Here is a 26313-nt window from a genome sequence, read left to right as displayed (position 1 = left end):
ATCGTCGGGCGAAGCTTTCCCGTTGACGCAGAAGGCGCGGCGTCCTACAAGCGCAACCTACTCCGTGGTGATTTGGCCGGTCGGCTTGCAGCCACGTTAAACAAGTCGCTAAAGGGCCGTCGCGAGTAACCGGCCTTGCTGTCGCAACGCCGGTTTTTTTGCGTCCGCAGGCCGGGAGCATCCGATGCGGCAGCGAACCGAGAGCGGCGGAGCCGCTCGGAAGCACCAAACCCGAAAGCGGTTTCGGGGACGAGTCGTCGAGGTGAAAGGTCATGGAGGCATTGCGCCCCGCAAAGAACCGAAACGAGGCGAACGATCCTTCGAGCCCCGTCCTGCGCTTCGGCGCCGACAAGCCGTTGCGACTTGACGCCGGCATCCAGCTCTCACCCTTCCAGATCGCCTACCAGACCTACGGCACGCTCAACGATGCGCGTTCGAACGCCATTCTCGTCTGTCACGCGCTGACCGGCGACCAGCATGTCGCCAACGCCAATCCGGTGACCGGCAAGCCGGGATGGTGGGACGTGCTGATCGGCCCCGGCAAGATCATCGACACCGACCGCTTCTTCGTCATCTGTTCCAACGTCGTCGGCGGCTGTCTCGGCTCCACGGGCCCTGCCTCGATCAATCCGGCAACGGGCGAGCCCTACGGTCTCGATCTGCCGGTCATCACCATTCGCGACATGGTGCGGGCGCAGGTGATGCTCATCGATCATTTCGGCATAGACCGGCTGTTCTGCGTCATGGGCGGCTCGATGGGCGGCATGCAGGTCCTGGAATGGGCGGCGAGCTATCCCGAACGGGTGTTCTCGGCTCTGCCGATCGCCACGGGTGCGCGCCATTCATCGCAGAACATCGCCTTCCACGAGGTCGGGCGTCAGGCTGTCATGGCGGATCCCGATTGGCGCGGCGGCAAATATATCGAAGCAGGAGTGCGGCCGGAAAAGGGGTTGGCCGTGGCGCGCATGGCCGCGCATGTCACATACCTTTCGGAAGCCGCGCTCCATCGCAAGTTCGGCCGCAACCTGCAGGACCGCGAGGCACTCACCTTCGGCTTCGATGCCGACTTCCAGATCGAATCCTATCTGCGCCACCAGGGCATGACTTTCGTCGACCGTTTCGACGCCAACTCCTATCTCTACATGACCCGGGCGATGGATTATTTCGACCTCGCCGCCGATCACGGCGGGCTGCTGGCCGAGGCCTTCAGGGGCGCGCAGACACGTTTCTGCGTGGTCTCCTTCACAAGCGACTGGCTGTTCCCCACCGAGGAGAGCCGCTCGATCGTGCATGCCCTCAATGCGGCGGGCGCGCCGGTGTCCTTCGTCGAGATCGAAACCGATCGCGGCCATGACGCCTTCCTGCTCGACGAGCCCGAACTGTTCGCCGCCATTCGCGGCTTCATCGCATCGGCGGCCCGGGCACGGGGGTTTGAACCGGCATGAGCGTCAATACGGCCCAGCGCGTCGATCTCGAGGTCGTCGCCGATCTGATTCCCCCGCGCGCCAAGGTGCTGGACGTCGGCTGCGGCGACGGCGAATTGTTGGAGTTTCTGCAGAACGACAAGCAGGTCGACGGGCGGGGCGTCGAGATCTCGCAGCGTGGCGTCAATGAATGCGTCGCGCGCGGCCTGTTCGTCATCCAGGGCGACGCCGACAAGGATCTCGGCTTCTACCCTGACAAGGGCTTCGATTTCGTCGTGCTGTCGCAGACGCTGCAGGCCACGCGCAACCCCAGGGACGTGCTGACGCATCTGGTGCGCATCGGCGAGCGGGCGATCGTCTCGTTCCCGAATTTCGGCCATTGGCGCGTGCGGCTGTCGCTGCTCCTGCGCGGGCGCATGCCGGTCACGAAGGATCTGCCTTATTCCTGGTACGACACGCCCAATATCCACTTCTGCACGATCCGGGATTTCGTGAACCTGTGCGAGGAGATGGGGGTCAAGGTCGAGCGGGCGACCGCGCTCGACGGAAACGGCAAGAAGATCGGCGTGTCGCTGCCTTGGTGGTTCTGGAACTTCTTCGGCCAGCAGGCGGTGTTTCTGCTGCGGCGATAGAACCTCATCCTCCTTGAGCTACGGCAACAGGCGTTCGCGTGCTTCCGTTCGGCAGGCGGATCGGCTTGAGGGTGCGACCATGCGTGTCCTTTTCGATGTGCAACACGCGCGTGAAAAAGTGGCTACTCCTGCCGACGCGGCCGATCCCGACGACGGCGGTGTCGCGCAATTCTTCCTCGAAGATCGACAATGCCCGCTGCGAAGCTTCGCTTCCCAACGCGTCGAACACTTCATCGACGATCACCCAGCGCGGACGATGGAGCCGGATCCGGGCGAGCGCCAGAAGGCGCTGTTCGTCCTCGCTGAGCTCGCGATCCCAGCGGGCCCCGTGGTCGAGCGAGCCGGCGAGCCGGCTGAGGCCGACGCGCGTCAATGCGGCCGCGAGATCCGCATCGGCAAAGGCACTGTCGGGCTGCGGGTAGGAAAGCACGTCGCGCAGCTTGCCCGGCGGGAAATAGGGAATGCGCGGCACGAAGAACACGCTTTCGCTTGCCGGCATCCCGACCCGCCCGCTTCCCCAGGGCCAGAGCCCAGCCAACATCCGAAAGAACAGGGTCTTGCCCGAATCGGGATCACCGGTCACCATGACACGCTCGCCGGCTGCGATCTCGACACGCGGTTCGGCCAGCTTCGAGCAGCCGCCAGGCGACGCGATATCGAGGTTGTCGAAGGTCAGCGTCTCTGCGTCGTTCACGGCGAAATCGATGCGCTTTTCGCTGTCGTGCAGCACGTCCGTCTCGACGAGAGCCATGCGGAACACCGCCACGCGCATCAAGGTGGCGCGCCAATCGGCGATGACGCCGATATTGTCGATGAACCAGCGCAGCGAGGTGTGGACCTGGTTGAAGGCCCCGACGGCCATCATGAGACCACCGAAGGTCAGGTCGCCGGCGAAATAGACCGGCGAGGCGACAAGGATTGGCGCGACGACCGTAACCCAGCCGTAACTGCTCGTGACCCAGGCAAGGTTGATCTGGGCGCGGAAGATGCCGCGGATCGCCTCGAGCAGGGTGGCGAGATCGAGGTGGAGCCGCCGCCTTTCGCCGGCTTCCCCGCCGGCCAGAGTGATGGCGTCTATGTTCTCGTTGACGCGCATCATGGAGAAGCGCAGGTCGGCCTCGCGGGCGTAACGCTCGCTGTTGAGCCCGATCAGCGGCCGCCCGACCAGCCAGCTCAGGCACGACGCCGTGCCTGTGTAGATCAGGGCTGCCCAGACCATGTATCCTGGAACCTCGAACGATCGGTCTCCGATATGGAAGACGAAGCCGGAGGAGAGCGACCAGAGCACTCCGACGAAGGAAGCGAGCATCACCGAGGCCTGCAGCAGGCCAAAGCCGAGATCGGTCGTGAGGTCGGCCAGGTGACCGGCATCCTGCTGCATGCGCTGGTCCGGATTGACGCCGATGTCGCCGGCCTTGGCGATACGGAAGGCCCGCCGCGGCCGGAGCCATTCGCCGATCAGATCGAGCGTCAGCCCTTCGCGCAGTTTCAGCCGCATGCGCTGATTGATCCAGGTCTGGCTGATGTTGAGCGCCAGCAGTCCGCTGGCGATGACGGCGAATGTCATCAACTGGTCGAAGAAGCCGGGCAGGTTGCGCCGCTCGATCGCGTCGTAGAACGGCTGGTACCAGCGGTTCAAGATGACCTGGCCTGCCGCCGTGGCCGAAATGACGAGAAGCGCGGCGATGGCGACATAGATGATGGTGTTGCGCGTGGGCGAGGCGAGGAACGCCGGCAGCATGACGTCGAGCTGCCGGCGAAGCCCGACGGGACCAGCCGCCTTTGCTGCGGCTTCGCCGTTTGTCAGAGCCATCTCGACGATCCTTTCTAAGGACGAGAGCGATTGTTGCTGTTGCGAGCCAGGCGGCCGGCTCCCTGCGGCGTCAGCACCGGAACGAACACCCGTCGCGAGGCGCGCTGGGCCACCGGCAGGCCCTGGTATAGGCGCTTCTGCGCTTCCACCACGATCACCCCGGAGAACATCGGCCAGAAACGGCGCCCGGTTCGCTCCAGCACATTGTGCGAGCGCAGGACGAAGCGACGCAGCGACGGCGGGAAATGCAGCGCGTCGGACCAAGCCGCGGGGGTGAAGTTGGTTTCGCGCAGGAGATCGTTGAGCTGGGTGCGCGAGAAGGGGCGGCCCGTGCCGAAGGGCGTATGCTCGAAACGAGCCCAGACGCCGCGCCGGTTGGGGACGACGATGACCACCCGGCCGGCCGGCGACAAGACCCGCCAGATTTCCTTGAGCGTTTCGCGCGGGTTTTCGGCATGTTCGAGGGAATGCACCAGCAGCATGCGATCGATGGAAGCATCCATCAACGGGAGCTCTTCGTCGAAGACCAGAGCCGTCGTCGACGGGCCGGCAGGCGGCCACATCACTGCGCCCTGCGTCGCCGGCATGAAGGCAAAGACGCGCTCCGCATCGGCTCCGAATCGATCGAGCCACGGCAACGCATACCCCAGTCCGACCAGACGCTCGTTGGGCAGGTTGTCCCACACGGAGGAGAGCGCGGCAGTGATCGACCGCTCGGCGAGCTTGCCGAGAACGGAAGCGTAGAAGGATCGGAGGTCGACGATATCGGAATTCATCGGTTGCGACGGTAGCGGCCCCTGCGTTGCGTTTCAAGGAAGGGGTAACCGATCCCAGGGGTTGGATTCCCTGCCGCCCCGGTTCTATCATCGTCACCGAAAAAGGAGACGGACATGGCCCTTCGCATCGAACAATTCATGTGCCGCAGCGACAATTTCGGCGTCCTGCTGCACGCCCCCGAAAGCGGCGAGACGGCACTCATCGATGCACCGGAGGAGCGGTCGATCCTGGAAGCGGTCGAAAGAACCGGCTGGCGGCCGACGGTCATCCTGACGACGCATCATCATGCCGATCATGTCGAGGCCAATCTGACGCTGAAGCAGCGTTTCGGGCTGAGGATTGTCGGCCCCGCGGCGGAAGCAGCCAAGATCCCCGGTATCGACGAGACGGTCGGCGAGGGAGACACGCTGACCTTCGGCGGCGAACCCGTTCATGTGATCGCCACTCCGGGCCATACGGCCGGCCACGTCTCCTATCACTTGCCCCGCTCCAAGTTCGCTTTCACCGGCGACACGCTCTTTGCGCTGGGGTGCGGCCGGCTGTTCGAGGCCAAGCCGCCGGTCATGTACGAATCGCTGAAGAAGCTGGCGGCAGTGCCACTCGATACGGAAGTTTATTGCGGGCATGAATATACGCAGGCCAATGCCCGGTTCGCCCTGACGGTCGATCCGACCAATTCAGCGCTGAAGGAGCGTGCCGGCGACATCGACAAGCTGAGGGCCGCGGATAAGCCGACCTTGCCCACGACCATCGGCCTCGAGCTTGCCACCAATCCGTTCCTGCGCTGGCACGATCCGGTGATCCGGCGCAATCTCGGGATGGAACAGGCGAGCGACGTGGAGGTCTTCGCCGAGATCCGCAAGCGCAAGGATATGTTCTGATAGGAGCCTTGCCGGACCCCTCATCCGACCGAGCGAAGCTCCGTCGGATGAGGGGTATGCTCCGTCAGCCCAGCAAGAAACCGAGCGCGATCAGGAGCTGGGCGGCGTAATAGGTGATCCAGACGGCGTAACGCATCGGGGCACTCGCCAGCGAGCCGACGGACAGCAGGAACTTCTCCCAGGCGAGAATGCCATCGGAGACCATGAACAGGATAGCGCCGGCGATGATCGCCCAATTGTCCAGGGTTAGCGCGGCAATGCCCATTACCGCGATCGCTGCCCCGTAGACCGACACCGGAAGCTTGAGATCGGCGCCGACATTTGGCAACAGCCGCCGCAAGACGAAGAAGACCGCGAGCAGTATTGCGACGGCCAACAGGGCGCGCGGAGAAAGCAAGGTTTCGATCCCCCCGCCGGACGAGGCGAAGAGCAGGATGTAAAGCACATGCGCTGCCAGGAAGCTTGCAAGGCCGGCCAGGAACGCGCTCCCGCCCGGGCGGGACAGGAAGGCGTCTCCCGCCGCGGATAGCGCCAGAGCGCCGACGAGCAGCAGCGGCGCCTGCTGCACAAAGGCGAGCACGGCAAGGAGCGCCACCGCGAGGGTCTTCACGACGCTGCGCACCAGACTGTACGGTAGGTTGGCAAGATAGAGGCTCAGGAGGGCTGCGGCCACCGACAGGACGAGCGCCGCATTCGACGTGTCCTCGATGCCGCCGGGAAAGGGCATCATGCCTTAGCCGCCGCCGGCTTGCGGGAGAAAAGCAAAGACTTGGCCGCCAGCACTGCACCGGAGGTGATCAGCACACAGGCGAGCAGGATTGCCGGCGTGGGCTCGGCGAATCCCGTCGCGATGAGCACCAGCGTCGAGAGCAGTGGCGCGGCATAACTCGCCGCACCCAGCACCTGTATGTTGCCGCGCTTTACGCCTATGTCCCAGGCATAGAAGGCGAGCCCTACCGGCATCAGGCCGAGGCCGGCCACAGCCAGCCATTCGCCCGCGGTCGCGGGCAGGACGGTTTCTTCGAGCATGAAGTGGCAGATCAGCGAAAGCAGCGAGGTCGCAGCGCAGAACCACGTGACCACGCTTGTCGGCACCGCCGGGAAACGGCGGGAAAGAAGCGAATAGGCCGACCAGACGAAAGCGCAGACGCCGGCCATCGCGTAGCCGAAGGCGTAGCGGCTGTCGAAGGAGAGCCCGCTTCCCCTGGTGACGATCAGGAACGTGCCGGCAAGGCCGAGCGCCGCGCCTGCCACGTGGTGCCATTGCAGCCGCTCGCCCGGCATCAGCGCAGAGCCGAGCACGATGAAGAGCGGCCAGAGATAGGCGATCAGGCTGGCTTCCACTGCAGGCGCGTTGCGCAGCGCGGTGAAGTAGAAGAAGTGGTATCCGAAAAGGCCTGCAATGCCGATGATCCATACCTGGGGAGGGATCTTGACCGTTTCCGCCGGAGGCGCAACGACCCTTGCGACGAGCCCGACAGTCGTGCCGATGGCGAAGGTGATGGCCGAAAGCAGGAAGGGAGGGACGTCGCCTGATGCATCGGTGAGGAGCGCGAGCAACGCCCACATCGCCACGGCGGAAAAACCGATCAGAGTGGCGCGTCCCATTTTCCCCCCGCGCATATGTCTTTGCGCATCCGGATGGACGCGCGGCGCTCTATCGTGCCCCTTCCAGGCGCCGCGCACGGAACGTGACCGTGCCGATCCGCGTGCTCACCGTGGCGTGGACGGGCGCATATACCCCGGTTTGGCCGAGCTGCGCAAATGTGATGCGGATCTGGCTGCGGTCCTTGAGGTAGCGGATGGATTTGTTGCCGGGGCGGTAGCCCGCGATGGGAACGAATCTGCCGCTGCACACGGCGGCGTCGCCGCGATAGGCGCCGAGGTCGACCGGGCCGGTGCCGACCGGCGACAGTTTGAGATCGGCGCGTATCTCGCCATCGAAGACCTTGATCGTGCGGCGGCAAACCTGGTCGAGCGAAGGGGCCCGCACCAGCACCGCGGATATCGGATCGGTCACCGCGACCAGATCCTTCGCCGTTACCGGCACCCAATCCGCGCCGCGCTTTTCGAGGGGCGGGACATTGGTGACCTTCGCGACATTGCCCCTGGCGAAGTCGAGCGTCGTCTTCTTCGCCTTCTTGCCGTAAGTATAGGAGACCGAATAGGCGTCGGGCACGGTGGCGTCCCTGCGGAAGCGGCCGGAGGCGGCGGTCGTCGCCTTGGTGTCGTCGAAGAAGGTGGCAATACCGGCGCTGGAGATCGAACCTTCGAGTTGGAAGCCGCGATCGGAGATATGGCTGGTGAAGCGCGACCGGGCCACTGTGAGGCCGAAGATCGATACCGCGTAATCGGCGCTGAAGGATTGCGGAGCATCGCTCACGGCCGCATCCACCGGCGCGATACCCGAGAGGCCGACGAGCACGGCGAGCCCGCACGCAATCGGACGATCAAGACGCTTCCACAACGGCACGAACCGCTCCCTTTGCCCGCGTTTGCGTTCTTCCAAACGCACCGGGTGCTGTTGATTTAGTTTGATTCTGTGCGCTGCCAAGGGGGCCGATTGCCCCGCGATGCTCTGCGCCAGACTTTCAAGCACAGGTGCCTAGCGTCGGATTCCGACGGCAATGTGGAGCCCTCGAAGGCCTGCATAAGGGCGAAACCGGCAGCTCGTGCTTGACGCCTCGTCGAAATCCCACTATGGAACGCCAACTTTTCCCATGAGGCCGCCTGACAAGGCCGCGCGCCGATCTTTCTGGTGCGGCTTGGAGACTTGGCCCGGTACGAACTGAAGGTACGACAATGTCCCGCGCTTGTGAACTGACCGGCAAGGCTGTCCAGACCGGCAACAATGTGAGCCATGCCAACAACAAGACGAGGCGCCGCTTCCTGCCGAATCTCGTCAATGTGACGCTGATCTCGGAGGCGCTGAACCAGAACGTCCGGCTGCGTATCTCGGCCAACGCGCTCCGTTCGGTCGAGCATCGCGGCGGCCTCGACGCTTTCCTCGTGAAGGCCGACGCCAAGGAACTGTCGCAGCGCGCCCGCCTGCTCAAGAAGCAGGTCGCGAAGAAGTTGGCCGAGCAGTCCGCCGCCTGAGTTTCCAGGCGGGGGACGACCGCCTTTTCTGGGGCGCTGCCGGTGACGGCGGCGCCCCACTGGTTCCATCACCCAGGATAAAAAAATGTCGCTCTCCAGATATCTACCTTTCGTGACCGCCATGGCCCTTGTGGTCGTGGCCTCCAACGTTCTCGTTCAGTTTCCGGTCGACGGCCAGATCGGCTCGCTTTCGCTTGCCGATATCCTGACCTGGGGCGCTTTCACCTATCCCTTCGCTTTCCTGGTGACGGACCTCGCCAATCGCCGCTATGGACCGGTGATGGCGCGCCGGATCGTCTTCGTCGGATTCATGATCGCGGTCGCATGCTCGATCGTCATTCCGCCGCTGCTCTACCGATATGGGCTGATCGAATTCGAGACCGCCGCGGGTCGGCTGGTGCGAATCGCCATCGCCTCCGGGTCGGCATTCCTGATCGGTCAGCTGCTCGACGTGACTGTGTTCAATTGGCTGCGCCGTCAGAGCTGGTGGCGCGCTCCGGTCTTTGCCTCGCTGGCCGGCTCGGTGATCGACACGGCGGTGTTCTTCACCATTGCCTTCTCCGCCGTCTTCGCTTTTGTCGGCCCGGACGATGCATTCGCGCTGGAGAAGGCCCCGTTGCTTGGTCTTTTCGGCATTGAAACGGCGCGCTGGATGTCCTGGGCGCTTGGTGATTTCTGCGTGAAGTTCGCCATCGCCGTCTTTGCGCTCATCCCGTACCGGCTGATCGCCGCCCGGTGGAACCAGCCGGTCGTCCTCCCCGCCGAATAGGAAGGTTTACCGGTCGATCCGCGTCGACAGGATGATCGAGGAAGCGGTGCGCTCGACCCCGTCCAATGCGCCGATATTGTCGATCACGAGGTCGAGATCGCGGATCGACGGCGATTCGACGATCACGATCATGTCGAAATTGCCGCTGACGGAGTGTAGCGTGCGGACCGCCGGCATCCGCCGCAGCGCCGCCTCGACCGACGCGGCATGTTTGGGGACGGCCGTCACCAGGACATGCGCCTTGACCAATTCCTGCTCGTAGTCCGGCGACAGGCGCACGCTATAGCCCTCTATGATGCCCCGCCGCTCCAGCCTTTCGAGGCGGCTCTGGGCCGTCGTGCGCGACACGCCGAGCTTTCGCGCCAACTCGACGATCGACATGCGGGCGTTCTCGCGCAAAAGGGCGATGAGGGCGCGATCGGCCTCGGTCGTCATTCTGGAGGATATGTTCGGCATAATGATCAGAAGCTAGCTTTATAAGGTCTTTATATAGGCTTCTTTTCGACGGGCAACCTGCGATCCTTCAGTCAGCATCGTTTTGCAGCGGGAAGGGAAGCAGCATGAAAAAAGAAATCCTTGTAGTGGGCGCGGGCAAGATCGGGGCGACGATCGCCGACATGCTGGCCGGGACCGGAGACTACAAGGTGACGGTCGTCGACCGTTCGGCCGAGCAGCTCAAGGCGCTCGAAACGCCCAATGCCGTACTCGTTGAGCGGCTCGACATCGAAGACGGCGCGGCGCTCGGGAAGGCTCTCGCCGGCAAGTTCGCGGTGTTGAGCGCGGCTCCTTTTCATCTCACCACGCGGATTGCCGAGGCGGCCGCAAAGACCGGGACGCACTATCTCGACCTGACCGAGGACGTCGCCTCCACGCGTCGCGTGAAGGAACTGGCGCGCGCGGCCAAGAGCGCCTTCATCCCGCAATGCGGCCTGGCGCCCGGCTTCATCTCGATCGTCGCCAATGACCTCGCGAGCCGCTTCGACAGCCTGGAAAGCGTACGCATGCGCGTGGGGGCGCTGCCGCAATACCCGTCCAACGCGCTCAATTACAATCTGACCTGGAGCACCGACGGGGTCATCAACGAATATTGCGAGCCCTGCGAGGCGATCGTCGAAGGCGAGCTGGTCGAAGTGCCGCCACTCGAGGAACGCGAGGAGTTCTCGCTGGACGGCATCACCTACGAAGCCTTCAACACGTCGGGCGGGCTGGGCACGCTCGCCGAGACGCTGAAGGGCAAGGTGCGCACGCTGAACTACCGCACCATCCGCTATCCCGGCCACGCGGCCATCATGAAGGCGCTGCTCAACGATCTCGGCCTGCGCCATCGCCGCGAGGTGCTGAAGGACATCCTGGAAAACGCGCTGCCCGCCACCATGCAGGACGTGGTGGTGATCTTCGTCACGGTGAGCGGCATGAAGAACGGGCGCCTCATGCAGGAGACCTATGCCAACAAGGTCTACAGCAAACGTGTCGGCCAGGTTGTGCGCAGCGCAATACAGATCACCACGGCTTCGGGGATCTGCGCGGTGCTGGACATGCTGGCGAGCGGCAAGCTGCCGGCGAAGGGCTTCATCCGCCAGGAAGATATCCCGCTCGAGACCTTCCTTGCCAACCGTTTCGGCCGAGCCTATGCGCGGCATGATGGAGCCGGTGAAAGAGGGGATCTGGCGGCGTAATCCAAAACGTCTATTCGGCCCTGGGGGAACCCCTCATCCGACCTCGCTTCGCGAGGCCACCTTCTCCCCTTGTGGGAGAAGGTGGCCCGAAGGGCCGGATGAGGGGTACTCGACGGTCGGGTAGGTCCTCAATCCTCGTGGAGGCGGAATTCCAGATAGAGGTTGCGCTGAAGCATCGAGTGGTTGTCGTCCGACATCAGCGAAACCATCAGCGCGCCGTCGGCGCGGCGCCAGACATCCAGACCTTCCATATTGTCGATCTGATAGCCCATGTCGGCGGAAAGGAGCACCTGCCCGTCCGCGACCTTGCCGGCGCCTATCGTTTTTCCATCGATGCGACGAAGCCGCATGGCGACGCCATCGGCGAAGGTGAAACGCCGTTCGAGCAGCAGAAGATCGCCATTGGGAAGGAACGCGCCGTCGGTAATGTCGAAATTGTCGTCGCGCTTTACCGTGAAGATGCCCTTGCCGGGCCCTTGGAATATAGCGGCGAAGATGTTGCCTTCCTTGTCGATGCTGCGTTCGGAGACAAGGACCAGGCTGCCTTGGAGCGGCCCGTCGGCGGGGGCGTGTACGACGGTTTCGAAGCCCTTGTTCTGGCGCAGCTCCTCTCTGGGAACCACGAAATCCAATTCGCGGAACGGAGCCTTCATGTCTTCGGGCGCGATGCGGAACTGGGCGATGCGGTGATTGCGTTCGAAGCCGACGGTCGCCACGCCGTCCTTCACGTCGAGCCCTTCGGCGTCGATGTACCACTTCTCGTCGATCACATTGCCCTTTTCGTCCACCATGGACTGCATCGTGAAGTCGGTGATCGCCATGGGCCGATGGGCATCGTCGCGGACCACCTTGCCGAAGAACCAGAAGCCGGTGTCGGCGACGCCGACGAAATCGCCGCCGGGCGATAGGAAGCGGAAAGACGACATGGCGCCGAAATGGCGCCCGCGCGACACCATCTCCAATCCGCCGACGAATTCCAAAGGGCCGAAATCCTTCGTCTGGTGGCCGATACGGAAGTGCGTGATGGGTCGGGCCGAAATTTCGAGCCGCTCGACCGGCGCCTGTCCGGATGCGGGCGGCAGCGGGATCGCCAGAAGAAGAAGAGCGGCCGCCGCCCAGCCGACAATGAGCCGCGACGAACGACCAGCCGGCGAGGGCTTGTTCATCCGGCGCGCCGCAGGAGGCCGCGCCGGGTTCCGCGCGCCGTCTCCTCCTCGAACAGCGCCGCGAGCTGCTCGGTCATGGCGCCGGCGAGTTCCTCCGCGTCGACGATGGTGACGGCGCGCCGATAATAACGCGTGACGTCGTGCCCGATGCCGATGGCGAGCAGCTCGACCGGCGAGCGTGTCTCGATCAGCTCGATCACCGCGCGCAGATGCCGCTCGAGATAGTTGCCGGGATTGACCGAAAGCGTGGAATCGTCGACCGGCGCGCCATCCGAGATCATCATCAGGATCTTGCGCTGCTCCGGCCGCGCGATCAGGCGACTATGGGCCCACAACAGCGCCTCGCCGTCGATATTCTCCTTGAGCAGGCCCTCGCGCATCATCAGGCCGAGATTGCGGCGTGCGCGGCGCAACGGCGTGTCGGCGCTCTTGTAGATGATGTGCCGCAGGTCGTTCAGCCGGCCGGGATTGGCGGGCTTGCCCTCTTTCAGCCATTTCTCGCGGGCTTGGCCGCCCTTCCAGGCGCGCGTGGTGAAGCCGAGAATCTCGACCGAGACGCCGCAGCGCTCGAGGGTGCGCGCGAGGATGTCCGCGCAGGTCGCGGCCACGGTGATCGGCCGGCCGCGCATGGAGCCCGAATTGTCGAGCACCAGTGTCACCACCGTATCGCGGAACTTGGTGTCGCGCTCCTGCTTGAAGGAGAGCGGCTGCATGGGATCGATCACCACGCGTACAAGGCGGGCCGGATCGAGATAACCCTCCTCGAGATCGAAATCCCAGGAACGGTTCTGTTGCGCCATCAGGCGGCGCTGCAGCCGGTTGGCCAGGCGCCCGACGACACCCTGAAGATTGGCGAGCTGCTTATCGAGGAAAGCGCGCAGGCGGTCGAGTTCGTCCTCGTCGCAAAGCTCCTCGGCGCCGACCGTCTCGTCGAAGGCCGTAGTGAAGACCTTGTAGTCGATGTCCTTGGACAAGGCGAGGAACGGATTGTCGGGGCGCTTGGTCTCGCCCGGGGTCTCGGCATCGGCGTCTTCGTCGTCCGACATATCGTCGGCCGTGGCGTCGGAAGCTTCCGTCTCTCCGGTCTCCTGATCCTCGGCCGACGCTTCGGCGTCGTCGGATTCCGATTCCTCGGCGCCCGAATCCTGCTCGCCGCCTTCCTCGCTGTTCTCCTCGCCCTGGGGCTGATCGTCGTCCTCTTCCGAGGAATCCTGGGTCTCTTCGTCGTCGCCCAATTCCTCAGCCATTTCCATCGAGGCCAGCATATCGCGGACGACGCGGGCAAAGGCCTGCTGGTCGTCGAGTTTGTCGGCGAGCCCGTCGAGATCGGTGCCGGCCTTTTCCTCCACCCAGTTGCGCCACAGATCGACCATCCGCTCGCCGCTCTTCGGAATGGGGCGGCCGGTCAGCTTCTCGCGCACCATCAGCGCGACCGCCTCCTCGATCGGGGCTTCCGTCTGCTCGCTGACATCGGCGAGGTTGGCCTTGGCGTATTTGTCTTCCAGCATCGAGCCGATATTGTCGGCGACGCCCTGCATGGCGCGGCTGCCGACCGCCTCGCAGCGGGCCTGCTCGACCGCGTCGAAAATGGCGCGGGCCTGCTTGCCCTGCGGCGCCAGCCGCGAATGGATGCGCATATCGTGGAGCGCGCGCTTCAGCGCCATTGAATCGCCAAGACCACGGGTGACGGCGATGTCGGCTCGTGACGGCTTCTTCGGCAGGTCGGGAAGCCGGGCCCGGTTGCCGGCGAGAGCGGGCCGATCCTTCGCGAAGGCGACCTCCATCTCGTTGTCGCCGGCGATCGCGCGAACACAGACCGTCATGGCGCGCTTGAAAGCGTCCATGTCGGTGCCGTTCCTCGGCTTGTTGCGCGTATTGTCTCCGGGCCCCGCCATCCGATCTGTCTCTTTATTCTGGTATCGGATTCATCCCGAAGCCGGCTTCCACTTTCGGGTCCGATGGTTAACCGAGCACGACATTGGCGGCCGATTCCGGCAGCTCCTCGCCGAAGGCCCGCTGGTAGAACTCGGCCACGACAGTACGCTCCAACTCGTCGCACTTGTTGACGAAGGTCAGCCGGAACGCCAGGCCGACATTGCCGAAGATCTCGGCATTCTCGGCCCAGGTGATGACGGTTCGCGGGCTCATGACGGTCGACAGGTCGCCGTTCATGAAAGCGGAACGGGTCATGTCGGCGACGCGCACCATCTTGTTGACGATGTCCTTGCCTTTGTCGTTCCGGTAGTGCTTGGCCTTGGCCAGAACGATGGCGACCTCGTTATCGTGCGGCAGGTAGTTCAGCGTGGTCACGATCGACCAGCGGTCCATCTGCGCCTGGTTGATCTGCTGCGTGCCGTGATAGAGGCCCGTCGTGTCGCCGAGACCGACCGTGTTGGCAGTGGCGAAGAGCCGGAAAGCCGGATGCGGGCGAATGACGCGGCTCTGGTCCAGCAGAGTGAGGCGGCCCGACGACTCGAGCACACGCTGGATGACGAACATCACGTCCGGGCGCCCGGCGTCGTACTCGTCGAAGCAAAGGGCAATATTGTGCTGGTAAGCCCAGGGAAGGATGCCGTCGCGGAACTCGGTGACCTGCATGCCTTCCTTGACGACGATCGCATCCTTGCCGACGAGATCGATGCGGCTCACATGGCTGTCGAGATTGACGCGGACGCAGGGCCAGTTCAGGCGAGCGGCGACCTGCTCGATATGGGTCGATTTGCCGGTGCCGTGATAACCCGACACCATCACGCGGCGGTTGAACGCGAAACCCGACAGGATGGCGAGCGTCGTCATCTCGTCGAAAAGGTAATCGGGATCGACATCGGGCACGTGCTCGGTCGCCACCGAATAAGCAGGCACCACCATATTGGATTCGAAACCGAAGACTTCCTTCACCGACACGGTGGTGTCAGGCAGGTTCGTGATATCGCGGTCGACCTTGTTCATCACATCTCCATGCCCGAAGCCCCTAGGCTTCGCCGGCAATATCTATCCCAAACGCGGGGGCGGTCTTATCAGACCCGGCGCTCAACACAAACCCGCTTGTTTGAGTACGCGGTAGGCCTGGAGCACGTCGCGGAAGCGTTCTTCCGAGCCCCTGTCGCCGCCATTCGTATCGGGATGGTGGCGTTTCACGAGTTCCTTATAGCGGGACTTGATGTCGGCGCCAGTCGCCTTTGTATCAAGGCCAAGCGTTTCCAGCGCCTTGGCCTCAAGCGGCTTCGCCTTGCGCTCGCGCGGCGGGGGAGCGCCGGCGCCGCCGAACAAATTATAGGGATCACGGATGCGGTTGTAATAGCCGGCCCTGCCCGAGCGCTGCTGCGCGAAGTCTGGGGCCGAGCGTGCACCGCCGCTGGCGCCCATCTTCCAGGTGGGCCGGTGGCCCGTCAGGGCCTCCTTCTGGTACCGCGCGATCTCGGAATCGGCCAGGCCCGAGAAGTAGTTGAAACCTTTGTTGTATTCGCGCACGTGGTCGAAGCAGAAGCGGAAATACTCGCCCTCCTTCATGCGGCCGACCGGCGCGCGATGGGTACCGGCTTCGTTGCAGCCGTCCCATTGGCAACGCGGAGCGCGCGATTTCAGCTCCGCTTCGGGGTCGGGCCGGACGCGGATTCGCTCGAAATATTTGGAATAGGGCTTCATCGTTTCCATTTACGGGAAGTTCCAGCCGCGAAACAAGAATTGACATTTCGCCGATGATCACCCTAACCGCTGAATCGCGTGCAAAAGGTGTCGGCTCGATGGAATTTGCGGGGCGGCACGGCACATATGGTGAAGGAACGGGATCATGTCCATACAGTCGACCATAGAAGCCAAGCTCACGAAGGCTTTTCGGCCGGAAAGACTGGACGTCATCAACGAGAGCCACCTCCATGCAGGGCATCATCACGTCGATGGCGGACACGAGGCTGTGTTCGACGGATCCGGTGAAACGCATTTCCGCATCCGCATCGTCTCTTCCGTGTTTACCGGCATGAGCCGGATCGAGCGCCACCGCGCCGTCAATGGACAGCTTGCGGAGGAGTTCGACGCCGGCCTTCACGCGCTGGCGGTCGAGCCCGCCGCGCCCGGCGAAAAGACGCGCTGGTAGGGCAGAGGCGGACCTACCAGATCGTCACGACATGAGGGTAGGCGATGATCTTGGCGTCGGCGCTTACGACAGGCGCCGCGAGTTCGCGAGCGGTCGCCACAATCATTCGATCAGCCGGATCCTTGTGAAATTCGCCAGGCAGCGTGCAACTCCTGGCCGCGATGGTGTTGTCGACCGGCTTAAACGATACTCTGTCGATCTCGCCGACCATCGCCAACCATTGGTGCACGTCCACCGAAAGGGCCAACCTGTCTCTGGCGACAAGCATGGCCACCTCCCAGGCCGAGATAGACGAGACGATGATCTGTCCGGCCCGCAGCTCGTCATCTATTGACTGATGAGCCTTCTTGGACAGCTTGGAGGTCTCGCCGCTGACCCACCAGATGAGCGCGTGCGTATCCAATACGATCAATTCGCCGCGTCCCAATCGTCTTCGCCGACCGGGTCCATGGGCGCTTGATAGCGAAGCACCGTTCCGCGCAACGCTTTCAATGGATCCCGCCTCGGTGCTGAATACCGGCGCACTTCCAGCTTGGGCTGGCCATGATCGGTTATCACCACCGATTCCCCAGTGGCCTCCACTTGTCGGAAGAATTCCAAAGCCTTGGCCTTGAACTGCGATTTCGACACCCGTTCAGCCATCGCACGATGCTCCAGTCATTCACAGCCGCCCTGAGATGCATCCGTAAATAATTCCATTCTGACCATTTTTCAATGACCATGGTCAGAACTCCAGCCCTTACGGTTGTTCAGCCGGCCTTATCCTGAGCCGCGTAATCCTGTTCCTTTCCCGTTTCATCACGACGAAGCGCTTGCCGTGGAATGTGAAGGCCTGCTTCTCCTCCGGGATCGTCTGCGTCTCGTGGATCACAAGTCCGGCGATCGTGGTCGCCTCGTCGTCGGGAAGCGACCAGTCGAGCGCGCGGTTGAGGTCGCGGATCGATACGGAGCCATCGACGACCACGGACCCATCCGCCTCCTGCTTGACGCCCTGCATGTCGACGTCATGCTCGTCGGCGATCTCGCCGACGATCTCCTCGATGATGTCTTCCAAGGTCACGAGACCCTCCACCTCGCCATATTCGTCGACGACGATGGCGATGTGCGCCTTACGACGAAGGAAAGCATTGAGCTGCTCGGGCAGCGGCGTGGTGTCCGGCACGAACCACGGTTTCGAGGCGACCTTCATGATGTCGACCCTTGCGAAGTCGTTCCCGACGTCGGGCAGCGCCCGCAAGACATCCTTCGCATGGACCACACCGACGATGTTGTCGAGCGAGCCACGCCACAGCGGCATGCGGGTATGCGAGCTCTGCAGGATCTCGCGCACGATCGTCTCCGGAGGATTGTCGAGATTGACCGAGCGCATGTTGGTTCGATGAACCATGACGTCGGATACTTCGAGATCGGCGATCTCGTCGCGCCAGCCGGAACGGCGTGACTCCTGCGCGGACGCGACTTGGCCCGCGCGTTGGTCCTTTCCGGATGCCTCCACCTTGGCAGGGCGGAAGAGCCCGGCCCGTGACAGATAGACAATCCCGGAGAGTGCCAGGACGACAAAAAGGACGGCCAGCGCGATCCAGCCTCCGTTCGTCATCCCGGATGGTTCTCCCTCAAGAAGGCGAGAACCTCCGATGCGGGCACGTCCTTGGCTATGAAGGACTGGCCGATGCCGCGTGTGAGGATGAAGGTGAGAGCGCCGCGCGATACTTTCTTGTCCTGCTGGATATAACCGAGCAGCGTTTCGGCATCGGGCAGGTGGCCTGGCACGTCGGTCAGACGCCACGGCAGGCCGACCGCCTTGAGATGCGTGTCGACGCGTTGGGCGTCGTCCGGGCTCGCGAGGTTCAGCCGGGCGGAGAAGCGGTGCGCCAGCGCCATACCGATGGCGACACCTTCGCCATGGACCAGCCGGGCACTGTCGTAGCCGGTGGCGGCTTCCAGCGCATGGCCGAAAGTGTGGCCGAGATTGAGCAGCGCGCGGTCGCCGGTCTCGAATTCGTCGCGGGCCACCACATCGGCCTTGGCCTGGCAGGAAACGGCGATGGCTTTCGTGCGAGCAGCGCCTCCGGCGAAGACGTCGCGCCAATTCGCTTCGAGCCAGGCGAAGAAGTCGGGCCGGTCAATCAGCCCGTATTTGGCGACCTCGGCGTAGCCCGCCCGGAACTCGCGCGGTGGCAGCGTGTCGAGCACGCCTGTATCGGCCAGCACCAGGCGGGGCTGATGGAAGACGCCGACAAGGTTCTTGCCGTGCGGGCTGTTGATGCCCGTCTTGCCGCCGACGGAGGAATCGACCTGCGCCAGAAGCGACGTCGGGACCTGCACGAAATTCATGCCGCGCCGCACGATGCCGGCGACGAAGCCGGCGAGGTCGCCGATGACGCCGCCGCCCAGCGCGATCACGGCGTCGCCCCGCTCCAGCCGCGCGGCGAGGACACGGTCGACCACGTCCTGAAGCGCCGAGAAATTCTTGGTCTTCTCACCGGGATCGAGCGTGATCGCGACGGACCCTATGCCCGATTCCGCGAGGCTCGCTTCGAGCCGTCCGAGATGCGCCGCCGCGACATTGGCGTCGGTCACGATCGCCGTCCGAATGCCCGGCATCCGCTTCGCGATTTCGGCGCCGGCGGCCTCGAGGAGGCCCGCGCCGATCAATATGTCGTAGGCGCGCGCGCCGAGGCCTACCCTCACGGTCTCGGTCATTGCATGTCCTTCCGCGGAATCCTGGCGCAGTCCCGGCGGAGGGATTCCGCCAGGGCGGCGATCACTTCCGCCGCGATGACATCTTTCGTCTCGTCGCGGGTGACGACCGTCACGTCGGCCTTGGCGTAGAGGGGGTAGCGCTCGTTCATGAGGCGCAACATGACGGCGCGCGGGTCCGGATTCTTCAGAAGCGGCCGATTCTGCTTCTTGACCACGCGCTCCATCAATATGTCGATATCGGCCTTCAGCCAGACGGAAATACCGCGATCGGCTATCGCTTGGCGGGTCTGCTCGTTCATGTAGGCGCCGCCACCGGTCGAGAGCACTTGCGGTCCGTTTTCGAGGATACGAGCGATGACGCGCTGCTCCAGAGCGCGGAACTCCGCCTCCCCGTACCGCTCGAACAGTTCGGGCACGGTCATGCGCGACACGGCCTCGATCTCGTGATCGCTGTCGGTGAAGGAAAGGCCGAGGGCAGCGGCGACCTTCCGACCGATCGCTGTCTTGCCTGCCCCCATCAGACCGACGAAGACGACCGAACGCCGGCCGAGATGCCGCAGCACCTCGCTCGATTTCTTGTCTGCCAGAACTTGCTCGGTCGCCATCGTTTTCTCGGTCCCTCGCTCGCGTATCGACATGAAAAGGCCGATTGCGTCAAGCGCCGCTCCTTTCCCGCTGCCTTGAAATGGCCGACGCCACAGCCGATAAGGGAGCGGACTGCTAGGGAACCCAGCGAATCGATCGATGCCGACACTTTTCCGGCTACTCATAACGCTCGGCATCTTCGCCGGCCTTGTTTATGGGGCGATGTTCGCGCTCGCCACCTATGTGCAGCCGAACAAGGGCGAGATGACGGTCCGCATTCCCCCGGAAAAGCTCAATCGGCCGGCCTTGTGACGCTGAGCGCCGCCCGTATCGAGGCCTTCCTCGAGATGATGAGCGTCGAACGCGGCGCGAGCGACAACACGCTTGCGTCCTACCGTCGCGACCTCGAAGACGCCGCCGGTTATCTGGCCGCGCGACAGGGCGGACTGGCGGGTGCCGGTTCATCGGACATCCGCGCCTATCTCGACGACATGGCCACGCGGGGCTTCGCGGCGACTTCGCAGGCGCGCAAGCTCTCCGCGCTCAGGCAGTTCTTCAAGTTCCTCTATGCCGAAGGCCTGCGCCAGGACGACCCGACAGGCACGCTGGACGCGCCGAAGAAGGGCAGGCCCTTGCCCAAGATCATGAGCGAGGCCGACACAGGCAGGCTGCTGGACCGCGCGGCCGAAGAGGCGGAGGCGGCGGAAGGCATTGCGAGCCTGACCGCCAAGCGGCTGCATGCTCTGGTCGAGGTGCTCTACGCCACGGGCCTGCGCGTTTCCGAACTGGTCGGCCTGCCGGTCGCCGTGGCGCTGCGCGATGAACGCTTTTTCGTGGTGCGGGGCAAGGGCGGTAAGGAGCGCATGGTGCCGTTGTCGGACGCTGCCCGGCGTGCCATGCGAAGCTGGCTCGCCGCCCGAAATTCCGTGCCGGCCTTCGCCGAAAGCCCCTGGCTCTTCCCGGCTTCCTCGGAGAGCGGCCATCTGCCGCGCCAGGTCTTCGCCCGTGAACTGAAGGGGCTCGCCGCCCGGACGGGAATCGCGACGGCCAAGATTTCTCCCCATGTGCTCAGGCACGCTTTCGCCAGCCATCTCCTGCAGAATGGCGCCGATTTGAGGGCCGTCCAGCAATTGCTGGGTCACTCGGACATTTCCACGACCCAGATCTACACGCATGTTCTCGAGGAAAGGCTGGTGCGGCTGGTTCAGGACCATCATCCGCTTGCCGATTAGGCGCCGTATCGTTATGTGAGGTCAGCATTCAGGGCGCCGGCGGGCTTGTTTCGCCGCATTCGGCGCCGTTTCCACATCAAAAGTCCATACGTTCCGGTCCGCTCACGAATGTATAATTACCTCGATTTCGAAAAGCCCGTTGCCGACCTCGACGGCAAGATCATGGAGCTGAAGAAGCTCTCCGAGGCGGGCGAGGCGGTGGACGTCGCCGAAGAAGTCGCACGGCTGGAGAAGCGCTCTCGCGACGCTCTGCGCGACATTTACAAGCAGCTCACGCCCTGGCAGAGGGCGCAGATCGCCCGTCATCCCGACCGGCCGCACTGCCTCGACTATGTCGGCAAGCTGTTCACCGACTTCACGCCGCTCGCCGGCGACCGCAGCTTCGGCGACGATCACGCCATCGTCGGCGGCTTTGCCCGCTTCCGCGGCGAACCTGTCGCCGTCATCGGCCAGGAAAAGGGATCCGACACCAAGAGCCGGCTGAAGCATAATTTCGGCATGGCCAAGCCCGAGGGCTATCGCAAGGCCGTGCGCATCATGGAACTGGCCGACCGTTACGGCGTGCCGTTGATCACGCTCGTCGACACGGCCGGCGCTTATCCCGGCATCGGCGCCGAAGAGCGCGGCCAGGCGGAGGCGATCGCGCGCTCGACCTCGGCGAGCCTCGCTCTCAAAGTACCGTCGCTCTCGGTGGTGATCGGCGAGGGCGGCTCGGGCGGGGCAATCGCGATCGCCACGGCAAACCGAGTCTACATGCTCGAGCATTCGATCTACTCGGTGATCTCGCCGGAAGGCGCGGCCTCAATCCTGTGGCATGATTCGACACGGGCGAAGGATGCCGCGACCTCGATGAAGATAACCGCCCAGGATCTGCTCGAACTCAAGATCATCGACGGCATCATTCGGGAGCCGCTGGGCGGCGCGCATCGCGGGCCGGACAAGGTGATCGCGTCGACCGGCGAGCAGATCGACAAGACCATGCGCGAATTTGCCGGCACCAATATCGACTTCCGCGAGCAGCGGCGCGAGAAATATCTGGCGATCGGGCGCAGCCTCTAAATCGGATCTCGTCCTGGTCACGGTCCAAGAGACGGAAGGTCGCCGGACCTCGTGTCGGCGCGGTCCGGGGAAGCCCCTATTTCGCCACAAAGTTATCGACACGTTTCGGTAGACAAGAGGCTGTGAGGGGGGCTTGCAGTTATGGATTTCTTAGGGTTAACGGATCTAGGTTGCGCGTTCTGAAGTGACCATGCGCCGGCGGGGACGTTCAAGTGCCGGCGAAAGAGACAGACGAAGAAGTCATGATCGCCCGTATCGCACGCACCGGATTGCTGCTGGCCGCGCTCGCCGCCGCCGGCTGCACGGAAAGTTCCTATACCGATTTTGCTCCCAAGGCCAACAAGTCGCTGCCGCCCAAGGTAATCGCCGAGATGAACGCCAAGGGCATGAAACGCAATTCTCCGGTGCTCGCCCGCATCTTCAAGGAAGAGGGCAAGCTCGAGGTCTGGAAGCAGAAGACGAACGGCCGCTACGACATCATCGCCTCCTATGACATCTGCAAATATTCGGGAAAGCTCGGGCCGAAATTCATAGAAGGCGACCGCCAGGCTCCGGAAGGCTTCTACACGGTCCGACCGGCTCATATGAACCCGAATTCGAGCTATCACCTGTCCTTCAACATCGGCTATCCCAACACCTATGATCGTGCTCATGGGCGGACCGGCACGAACCTGATGGTTCATGGCGGATGTTCCTCGTCGGGCTGCTATTCGATGACCGACGAACAGATCGAGCAGATCTACGCCTTCGCGCGCGATTCCTTCGCCGGCGGCCAGACCGAGTTCCAGATCCAGGCGTTTCCGTTCCGCATGACGGCGGCCAATATGGCGCGCTATCGCAACGATCCCAACTACGAGTTCTGGAAGAACCTGAAGGAAGGATACGACCACTTCGAGATCACCAAGGTGCCGCCCAAGGTGGATGTCTGCGAGAAGCGCTACGTCTTCAACCGCATTCCCGAAGGAGCGGCTGCCTTCTCGCCGACGGGTGCCTGCCCAGTATCGACCCAGCCTGAGCCGTTGGTCTCGGCCTATCAAACCTACCAGAAAACCTACGAGGCCGCTTTCGCCAGTGCCGTCGACGCCAAGGCAACCGCGACGAAGCCCTCGATCAAGGGCATCAAGGAAGCCAAGATCGTCCAGGACTGGACACATCGCAGGGCACGCGGAGAGCGCATCTCCATAGAGCCGCCCAGCCTCGAGGACGACGGCACGGTGGTTGCAACCTCGCGCATGGGCCGCATCGATTCTCCGGCTGGCCGTCGCATGGCCGCTGCCGAGGCCGAGGCCGAGGCGAAGAAGAAGGCCGAGGAAGAGAAGCTGGCAGCCAAGAAACGCGCCGAAGAGGAGAAGGCCGCCGCCTTGGCCGCGGCCCAGGAGCGGAAAGAAGCGACGGCCGCGCAGGCCTCCGTCGTGGCGCAGCAGCCGGAAGCCACGGCTTCGACGGATGCCGTCGCCGCCCCCCCGGCCGAGGAACAAAAGTCCGGCCTGCTGAGCAGCGTGCGCAAGCGCATCGGCAATATCTTTGGAAGCTGAAACGGGCTTGGGTGGGATAGAGGTCTAGGATCTCAAGGGGCTGAACTGCCCCTTGCCGGTATTGAAGGCGAGCAAGAAGCTTTCCGGCATGCGTTCGGGTGCTCGGCTCTGGCTGGAGACGACCGACCCTCTCGCGGCGATCGATATTCCCGCCTTCTGCAACGAGAGCGGCCATAGGCTGGTCGAGACCGTCGCGGTCGAGGGCGGGCACCGGCTTCTGATCGAGCGTGGACAGGGACGTTGATCTGATCGACTCCTTCGGTGGCGATGAGCCGATGGCTGACCGTTCATACGGGCCCCTCACTGTCCTGCCGGACATCTCTCCCCGCTTTACGGGGAGAGAGTCGATGTCACCTCCGCCTTCGCCAACCACCAGCATTTCCGATTGTCGAAAGTCGAGCGGCCAGCGTCTCTCTCCCCGCTTTGCGGGGAGAGATGTCCGGCAGGACAGTGAGGGGCGGCGCCTCAGCCGGTGGTATCAGCCCCGAAACCCGCCGATCGCCAGCGGATTGTTCTCCAAGGCCGCGCGGTCCGGCGTATCCGGCGAAGGGCGGCCGGTTACGGCGGAGAAGAGCCGGCGGACATAATCTTCCGGCATGTCGACCATGATGACGACGAGACGCGTGCCACGTTTCTCGTCCGGCCATGAAGGCAGGCGCGCTGGTGGGTGAAGGATCCTCTGCACGCCGTGCACCACCAGCGGGCGGCTGCGATCCTCGGCAAGTTCGACGATGCCCTTCAGCCGGAGCAGCCTGTCGCCATGGGTCGAGGCCAGGAGATCGAGGAAGGTCTCGACCGCCGCAAAGGGCAGCGGTGCGTCATGAGCAAGCGAAAGCGAGCGGACCCTGGAATCATGGCGAGCGTGATCATGGTCGTGATCGCCGTCGTGATCATGGTGGTGGTCATGGTCTTGCGCCTCGCCGAGCCAGCGCCTGACATCGGCGGTCTTGGTAGCGGGGTCGTAGAGCCCGCATGCGACAAGCCCGGCCGGATCGGCCGTGCCTGCATCGAGGATGGCGGCGCCTGGATTGATGGCGGCAAGGCGGGCCTTCAAGGCGGCGGTATCTGGTTCCAGGTCCGCCTTGGTGATCACGATGCGGTCGGCGACCGCAACCTGCTTGACAGCCTCCAGATGGGCATCGAGCGTCGCTGCGCCGTTCACCGCGTCGACCAGCGTCACCACGCCGTCCAGCCTGTATGCCTGCAGCAGCACGGGATGGGCCATGATCGACTGCAGGACGGGCACCGGATCCGCCAACCCGGTCGTCTCGATCACGATGCGCTTCAGCCTGGCGATGCGGCCGGTCTGCAAGCGGTCGACGAGGTCGGCCAGCGTGTCGACCAGTTCGCCGCGGACGGTGCAGCAGAGACAGCCATCCGAAAGCTGGATGATGCCATCCGACGCCTGCTCGACCAACAGGTGATCGATCGCGACGTCGCCGAATTCGTTGATGATGACGGCCGTGTCGGCCATCGCCGGGTCCTTGAGGAGCCGGTTGAGCAGCGTGGTCTTGCCGGCACCGAGGAAGCCGGTCAGCACGGAGACGGGAATGGGTTCACCGAACACTTGTCTTGCCGCGCCGAGTTTCAGTTCAGGCCGGCGGCGGCCTTGACGCGCGCGTCGGCCTTGGTTTCGACGGGCACGTAGTCGGCTGGACGCGGTGTCGGGATCGGCACGTCGGCATACTCCTCTCCGGCATCGCGGCGGGCAAGCGGCACCGGCCCTTCGGCGCCGCCCAGGCCGACGGCGACGAGCTTCGGATTGGGCAGCTTCTCCAGCCAGCGCGATTTCACCGTCTTGGCTTCGTGATCGCCCGCCGCCTCCGATTGGGCGGCTGCCGGTTTCTTGCCGCAGACTTCCGCGCGCATGTTGACGGGAGGTCCGCCGCGTAACCCATAATAGGGCAGGGTGGCGAGCGTCTTGGCCGGCACGTCGCCCATCTCGAAGCCGCGCTCGAGCAGGGCGGCGGCCATGTCCGTCCGGCCGACCGCCGAGGTCTGGCCGAGGACCACGACGCCGAGCGTCCTGCCGTCGCGGGTGGCCGTGCCGATAAGGTTGAAGCCGGAGGGGCAGATGAAACCGGTCTTCATGCCGTCGGCGCCGGGAAAGCGGCCGACCAGCATGTTGAAATTCATCAGCTTCTTGTCGCCGGCGGACAAGCCCTGGATCGAGAAATAGGGGGCGTATTGCGGATATTCGGTGCGGATCGCCACGGCCAGCAGGCCGAGGTCGCGCGCCGAAACATACTGTTCCGGGTCGTGAAGCCCGTTGGGATTGACGAAATGCGTGTCGGTCATGCCGAGCCGGCGGGCTTCGGCGTTCATGCGATCGACGAACATTTGCTCGGAACCACCCACATTCTCGGCGATCGCCATGGCGACGTCGTTCGCCGACTTGATGATCAGCATCTTGAGCGCATTGTCGAGGGTCATCACCGAGCCGGGCTTGTAGCCCATTTTGCTGGGCGGCTCGCCGGCCGCATGCTTGGTCATCTTGATCGGCGAATCGAGCTGCAACTCGCCGGCATCGATCGCCCGGAAAGTGACGTAGGCCGTCATCAGCTTGGTGAGCGAGGCCGGATGCCAGCGCATGAAAGCATCCTTGTCGGCGAGCACCTTGCCTGTCGAGAAATCGAACAGGAGCGAGGGACCGGCAGCGGCGGGGGCCGCGGCGACAAGCAGTAGGCCGGTCAGCGCCCGGCGGAAGAAAGTCGATCCTGCCATCTCTTACAGAACAATCCCTGCTCGGTTCGAAGTCACATCCCGGTCCTTGAGGTTCGGAGCGGATCGGCTATGGTCGCAACCATGATCGGCTTCCGAGGGGGAAGCTTTCCCGGTGCCTATTTAGCCTATGTGACGCCAAAATGGC

Annotated in this window: 29 protein-coding genes and 1 riboswitch; of the genes, 12 read left to right on the top strand and 17 right to left on the bottom strand. The window is 63.8% G+C overall.

Annotated elements, in window-relative coordinates:
* The first annotated feature begins 54 nt into the window (after positions 1–54).
* A riboswitch (SAM riboswitch) is annotated at positions 55–132 on the top strand.
* A 140-nt stretch (positions 133–272) separates the two neighbouring features.
* Together metX and metW are read left to right on the top strand one after the other, a co-directional pair.
* Positions 273–1445, top strand: a complete 1173-nt coding sequence (gene metX, locus ACCO56_RS29530; protein WP_433644520.1) for a homoserine O-acetyltransferase MetX — start codon at positions 273–275, stop codon at positions 1443–1445.
* On the top strand, positions 1442–2056 hold the full coding sequence (gene metW / locus ACCO56_RS29525; RefSeq protein ID WP_433644519.1) for a methionine biosynthesis protein MetW: 615 nt from the start codon (positions 1442–1444) through the stop codon (positions 2054–2056). The genes metX and metW overlap by 4 nt, the downstream gene beginning before the upstream one ends.
* Positions 2057–2060: 4 nt before the next feature.
* On the opposite strand, the gene ACCO56_RS29520 is transcribed toward metW, so the two are convergent.
* Together ACCO56_RS29520 and ACCO56_RS29515 are read right to left on the bottom strand one after the other, a co-directional pair.
* Positions 2061–3869, bottom strand: coding sequence for an ABC transporter ATP-binding protein/permease (locus ACCO56_RS29520; RefSeq protein WP_433644518.1), 1809 nt, complete (start codon positions 3867–3869; stop codon positions 2061–2063).
* A gap of 14 nt (positions 3870–3883) precedes the next feature.
* The gene (locus tag ACCO56_RS29515; protein ID WP_433644517.1) at positions 3884–4645 is read right to left on the bottom strand and encodes a class I SAM-dependent methyltransferase; all 762 of its coding nucleotides are present in this window, start codon (positions 4643–4645) and stop codon (positions 3884–3886) included.
* A gap of 114 nt (positions 4646–4759) precedes the next feature.
* Between ACCO56_RS29515 and gloB the strand changes: the two genes are divergently transcribed.
* The gene (gene gloB, locus ACCO56_RS29510) at positions 4760–5527 is read left to right on the top strand and encodes a hydroxyacylglutathione hydrolase (protein WP_433644516.1); all 768 of its coding nucleotides are present in this window, start codon (positions 4760–4762) and stop codon (positions 5525–5527) included.
* Positions 5528–5591: 64 nt separating this feature from the next.
* Here the strand turns inward: gloB and ACCO56_RS29505 are convergent, their stop codons facing one another.
* Genes ACCO56_RS29505 through ACCO56_RS29495 form a run of 3 tightly spaced genes read right to left on the bottom strand, consistent with a single transcriptional unit; the run spans position 5592 to position 8000 of the window.
* A complete protein-coding gene (locus tag ACCO56_RS29505) occupies positions 5592–6257 on the bottom strand; it encodes a lysoplasmalogenase (RefSeq protein ID WP_433644514.1) in 666 nt (221 codons plus the stop codon).
* Entirely contained in the window at positions 6254–7135 is an 882-nt protein-coding gene (gene yddG, locus ACCO56_RS29500; protein WP_433644513.1) for an aromatic amino acid exporter YddG, read from the bottom strand. The genes ACCO56_RS29505 and yddG overlap by 4 nt, the downstream gene beginning before the upstream one ends.
* A 49-nt stretch (positions 7136–7184) precedes the next feature.
* Positions 7185–8000, bottom strand: a complete 816-nt coding sequence (locus tag ACCO56_RS29495; protein WP_433644512.1) for a DUF3108 domain-containing protein — start codon at positions 7998–8000, stop codon at positions 7185–7187.
* 329 nt (positions 8001–8329) lie between these two features.
* Between ACCO56_RS29495 and rpmB the strand changes: the two genes are divergently transcribed.
* Positions 8330–8626: a 50S ribosomal protein L28 gene (gene rpmB / locus ACCO56_RS29490; RefSeq protein WP_433644511.1), complete on the top strand. Its 297-nt coding sequence runs from the start codon at positions 8330–8332 to the stop codon at positions 8624–8626.
* Positions 8627–8711: 85 nt separating this feature from the next.
* Positions 8712–9395, top strand: coding sequence for a queuosine precursor transporter (locus ACCO56_RS29485; protein ID WP_433644510.1), 684 nt, complete (start codon positions 8712–8714; stop codon positions 9393–9395).
* Positions 9396–9401: 6 nt separating this feature from the next.
* Here the strand turns inward: ACCO56_RS29485 and ACCO56_RS29480 are convergent, their stop codons facing one another.
* The gene (locus tag ACCO56_RS29480; protein WP_433644509.1) at positions 9402–9830 is read right to left on the bottom strand and encodes an Lrp/AsnC family transcriptional regulator; all 429 of its coding nucleotides are present in this window, start codon (positions 9828–9830) and stop codon (positions 9402–9404) included.
* A gap of 125 nt (positions 9831–9955) precedes the next feature.
* Here ACCO56_RS29480 and ACCO56_RS29475 point away from each other — a divergent pair, with 125 nt between their 5' ends.
* Positions 9956–11071 (top strand): saccharopine dehydrogenase C-terminal domain-containing protein, encoded by a 1116-nt coding sequence (locus ACCO56_RS29475; RefSeq protein WP_433644508.1) that lies wholly within the window; start codon positions 9956–9958, stop codon positions 11069–11071.
* Positions 11072–11199: 128 nt separating this feature from the next.
* On the opposite strand, the gene ACCO56_RS29470 is transcribed toward ACCO56_RS29475, so the two are convergent.
* The 4 genes from ACCO56_RS29470 to ACCO56_RS29455 form a co-directional block, all read right to left on the bottom strand.
* Positions 11200–12237, bottom strand: coding sequence for an esterase-like activity of phytase family protein (locus ACCO56_RS29470; protein WP_433644507.1), 1038 nt, complete (start codon positions 12235–12237; stop codon positions 11200–11202).
* Positions 12234–14132, bottom strand: coding sequence for a cobaltochelatase subunit CobT (gene cobT, locus ACCO56_RS29465; protein ID WP_433644506.1), 1899 nt, complete (start codon positions 14130–14132; stop codon positions 12234–12236). Before cobT ends, ACCO56_RS29470 begins: the two co-directional genes overlap by 4 nt.
* 67 nt (positions 14133–14199) lie before the next feature.
* The gene (cobS, locus tag ACCO56_RS29460) at positions 14200–15186 is read right to left on the bottom strand and encodes a cobaltochelatase subunit CobS (protein WP_433644505.1); all 987 of its coding nucleotides are present in this window, start codon (positions 15184–15186) and stop codon (positions 14200–14202) included.
* Between the two features lie 81 nt (positions 15187–15267).
* Positions 15268–15891 carry a J domain-containing protein gene (locus tag ACCO56_RS29455; protein ID WP_433644504.1) on the bottom strand — a complete coding sequence of 208 codons (624 nt, stop codon included), beginning with the start codon at positions 15889–15891 and terminating at the stop codon, positions 15268–15270.
* A 136-nt stretch (positions 15892–16027) separates the two neighbouring features.
* Here ACCO56_RS29455 and ACCO56_RS29450 point away from each other — a divergent pair, with 136 nt between their 5' ends.
* Positions 16028–16330: a BolA family protein gene (locus tag ACCO56_RS29450; protein ID WP_433644503.1), complete on the top strand. Its 303-nt coding sequence runs from the start codon at positions 16028–16030 to the stop codon at positions 16328–16330.
* A gap of 13 nt (positions 16331–16343) precedes the next feature.
* On the opposite strand, the gene ACCO56_RS29445 is transcribed toward ACCO56_RS29450, so the two are convergent.
* The 5 genes from ACCO56_RS29445 to ACCO56_RS29425 form a co-directional block, all read right to left on the bottom strand.
* Positions 16344–16742 carry a type II toxin-antitoxin system VapC family toxin gene (locus tag ACCO56_RS29445; RefSeq protein ID WP_433644501.1) on the bottom strand — a complete coding sequence of 133 codons (399 nt, stop codon included), beginning with the start codon at positions 16740–16742 and terminating at the stop codon, positions 16344–16346.
* The gene (locus tag ACCO56_RS29440) at positions 16739–16972 is read right to left on the bottom strand and encodes a type II toxin-antitoxin system Phd/YefM family antitoxin (RefSeq protein ID WP_433644500.1); all 234 of its coding nucleotides are present in this window, start codon (positions 16970–16972) and stop codon (positions 16739–16741) included. The genes ACCO56_RS29445 and ACCO56_RS29440 overlap by 4 nt, the downstream gene beginning before the upstream one ends.
* Positions 16973–17069: 97 nt before the next feature.
* Positions 17070–17927: a transporter associated domain-containing protein gene (locus tag ACCO56_RS29435; protein WP_433644499.1), complete on the bottom strand. Its 858-nt coding sequence runs from the start codon at positions 17925–17927 to the stop codon at positions 17070–17072.
* Positions 17924–19033, bottom strand: coding sequence for a 3-dehydroquinate synthase (gene aroB / locus ACCO56_RS29430; RefSeq protein WP_433644498.1), 1110 nt, complete (start codon positions 19031–19033; stop codon positions 17924–17926). Before aroB ends, ACCO56_RS29435 begins: the two co-directional genes overlap by 4 nt.
* Positions 19030–19638: a shikimate kinase gene (locus ACCO56_RS29425; RefSeq protein ID WP_433644497.1), complete on the bottom strand. Its 609-nt coding sequence runs from the start codon at positions 19636–19638 to the stop codon at positions 19030–19032. Before ACCO56_RS29425 ends, aroB begins: the two co-directional genes overlap by 4 nt.
* Before the next feature lie 139 nt (positions 19639–19777).
* Here ACCO56_RS29425 and ACCO56_RS29420 point away from each other — a divergent pair, with 139 nt between their 5' ends.
* The 5 genes from ACCO56_RS29420 (at position 19778) to ACCO56_RS29400 (ending at position 23688) form a co-directional block, all read left to right on the top strand.
* Positions 19778–19930: a histidine kinase gene (locus tag ACCO56_RS29420; protein WP_433644496.1), complete on the top strand. Its 153-nt coding sequence runs from the start codon at positions 19778–19780 to the stop codon at positions 19928–19930.
* Positions 19927–20850, top strand: a complete 924-nt coding sequence (locus tag ACCO56_RS29415) for a site-specific tyrosine recombinase XerD (protein ID WP_433644495.1) — start codon at positions 19927–19929, stop codon at positions 20848–20850. Before ACCO56_RS29420 ends, ACCO56_RS29415 begins: the two co-directional genes overlap by 4 nt.
* Before the next feature lie 108 nt (positions 20851–20958).
* A complete protein-coding gene (locus tag ACCO56_RS29410; protein ID WP_433644494.1) occupies positions 20959–21909 on the top strand; it encodes an acetyl-CoA carboxylase carboxyltransferase subunit alpha in 951 nt (316 codons plus the stop codon).
* A 242-nt stretch (positions 21910–22151) separates the two neighbouring features.
* Positions 22152–23444 (top strand): L,D-transpeptidase family protein, encoded by a 1293-nt coding sequence (locus ACCO56_RS29405; RefSeq protein WP_433644493.1) that lies wholly within the window; start codon positions 22152–22154, stop codon positions 23442–23444.
* Between the two features lie 40 nt (positions 23445–23484).
* Positions 23485–23688 carry a sulfurtransferase TusA family protein gene (locus ACCO56_RS29400; protein ID WP_433644591.1) on the top strand — a complete coding sequence of 68 codons (204 nt, stop codon included), beginning with the start codon at positions 23485–23487 and terminating at the stop codon, positions 23686–23688.
* A gap of 234 nt (positions 23689–23922) precedes the next feature.
* Here the strand turns inward: ACCO56_RS29400 and ACCO56_RS29395 are convergent, their stop codons facing one another.
* Both ACCO56_RS29395 and ACCO56_RS29390 read right to left on the bottom strand, forming a co-directional pair.
* Entirely contained in the window at positions 23923–25011 is a 1089-nt protein-coding gene (locus ACCO56_RS29395) for a CobW family GTP-binding protein (RefSeq protein ID WP_433644492.1), read from the bottom strand.
* A 20-nt stretch (positions 25012–25031) separates the two neighbouring features.
* Entirely contained in the window at positions 25032–26168 is a 1137-nt protein-coding gene (locus tag ACCO56_RS29390) for a D-alanyl-D-alanine carboxypeptidase family protein (protein WP_433644491.1), read from the bottom strand.
* Between the last annotated feature and the right edge of the window lie 145 nt (positions 26169–26313).

The organism is Mesorhizobium sp. 1B3, assembly GCF_050958605.1.
Taxonomy (GTDB): domain Bacteria; phylum Pseudomonadota; class Alphaproteobacteria; order Rhizobiales; family Rhizobiaceae.
This window is presented reverse-complemented; position numbering and strand designations above follow the sequence as displayed.

Coding starts and splice junctions, on each gene's coding strand:
- ACCO56_RS29410 (WP_433644494.1), top strand. CDS start 20,959: ATGTATAATTACCTCGATTTCGAAAAGCCCGTTGCCGACCTCGACGGC.
- ACCO56_RS29455 (WP_433644504.1), bottom strand. CDS start 15,891: ATGGAAACGATGAAGCCCTATTCCAAATATTTCGAGCGAATCCGCGTC.
- cobT (WP_433644506.1), bottom strand. CDS start 14,132: ATGGCGGGGCCCGGAGACAATACGCGCAACAAGCCGAGGAACGGCACC.
- ACCO56_RS29475 (WP_433644508.1), top strand. CDS start 9,956: ATGAAAAAAGAAATCCTTGTAGTGGGCGCGGGCAAGATCGGGGCGACG.
- ACCO56_RS29470 (WP_433644507.1), bottom strand. CDS start 12,237: ATGAACAAGCCCTCGCCGGCTGGTCGTTCGTCGCGGCTCATTGTCGGC.
- metW (WP_433644519.1), top strand. CDS start 1,442: ATGAGCGTCAATACGGCCCAGCGCGTCGATCTCGAGGTCGTCGCCGAT.
- gloB (WP_433644516.1), top strand. CDS start 4,760: ATGGCCCTTCGCATCGAACAATTCATGTGCCGCAGCGACAATTTCGGC.
- yddG (WP_433644513.1), bottom strand. CDS start 7,135: ATGGGACGCGCCACTCTGATCGGTTTTTCCGCCGTGGCGATGTGGGCG.
- ACCO56_RS29435 (WP_433644499.1), bottom strand. CDS start 17,927: ATGACGAACGGAGGCTGGATCGCGCTGGCCGTCCTTTTTGTCGTCCTG.
- ACCO56_RS29450 (WP_433644503.1), top strand. CDS start 16,028: ATGTCCATACAGTCGACCATAGAAGCCAAGCTCACGAAGGCTTTTCGG.
- ACCO56_RS29505 (WP_433644514.1), bottom strand. CDS start 6,257: ATGATGCCCTTTCCCGGCGGCATCGAGGACACGTCGAATGCGGCGCTC.
- ACCO56_RS29520 (WP_433644518.1), bottom strand. CDS start 3,869: ATGGCTCTGACAAACGGCGAAGCCGCAGCAAAGGCGGCTGGTCCCGTC.
- ACCO56_RS29390 (WP_433644491.1), bottom strand. CDS start 26,168: ATGGCAGGATCGACTTTCTTCCGCCGGGCGCTGACCGGCCTACTGCTT.
- ACCO56_RS29405 (WP_433644493.1), top strand. CDS start 22,152: ATGATCGCCCGTATCGCACGCACCGGATTGCTGCTGGCCGCGCTCGCC.
- cobS (WP_433644505.1), bottom strand. CDS start 15,186: ATGAACAAGGTCGACCGCGATATCACGAACCTGCCTGACACCACCGTG.
- ACCO56_RS29420 (WP_433644496.1), top strand. CDS start 19,778: ATGCCGACACTTTTCCGGCTACTCATAACGCTCGGCATCTTCGCCGGC.
- ACCO56_RS29440 (WP_433644500.1), bottom strand. CDS start 16,972: ATGGCTGAACGGGTGTCGAAATCGCAGTTCAAGGCCAAGGCTTTGGAA.
- ACCO56_RS29515 (WP_433644517.1), bottom strand. CDS start 4,645: ATGAATTCCGATATCGTCGACCTCCGATCCTTCTACGCTTCCGTTCTC.
- ACCO56_RS29485 (WP_433644510.1), top strand. CDS start 8,712: ATGTCGCTCTCCAGATATCTACCTTTCGTGACCGCCATGGCCCTTGTG.
- aroB (WP_433644498.1), bottom strand. CDS start 19,033: ATGACCGAGACCGTGAGGGTAGGCCTCGGCGCGCGCGCCTACGACATA.
- rpmB (WP_433644511.1), top strand. CDS start 8,330: ATGTCCCGCGCTTGTGAACTGACCGGCAAGGCTGTCCAGACCGGCAAC.
- ACCO56_RS29425 (WP_433644497.1), bottom strand. CDS start 19,638: ATGGCGACCGAGCAAGTTCTGGCAGACAAGAAATCGAGCGAGGTGCTG.
- ACCO56_RS29480 (WP_433644509.1), bottom strand. CDS start 9,830: ATGACGACCGAGGCCGATCGCGCCCTCATCGCCCTTTTGCGCGAGAAC.
- metX (WP_433644520.1), top strand. CDS start 273: ATGGAGGCATTGCGCCCCGCAAAGAACCGAAACGAGGCGAACGATCCT.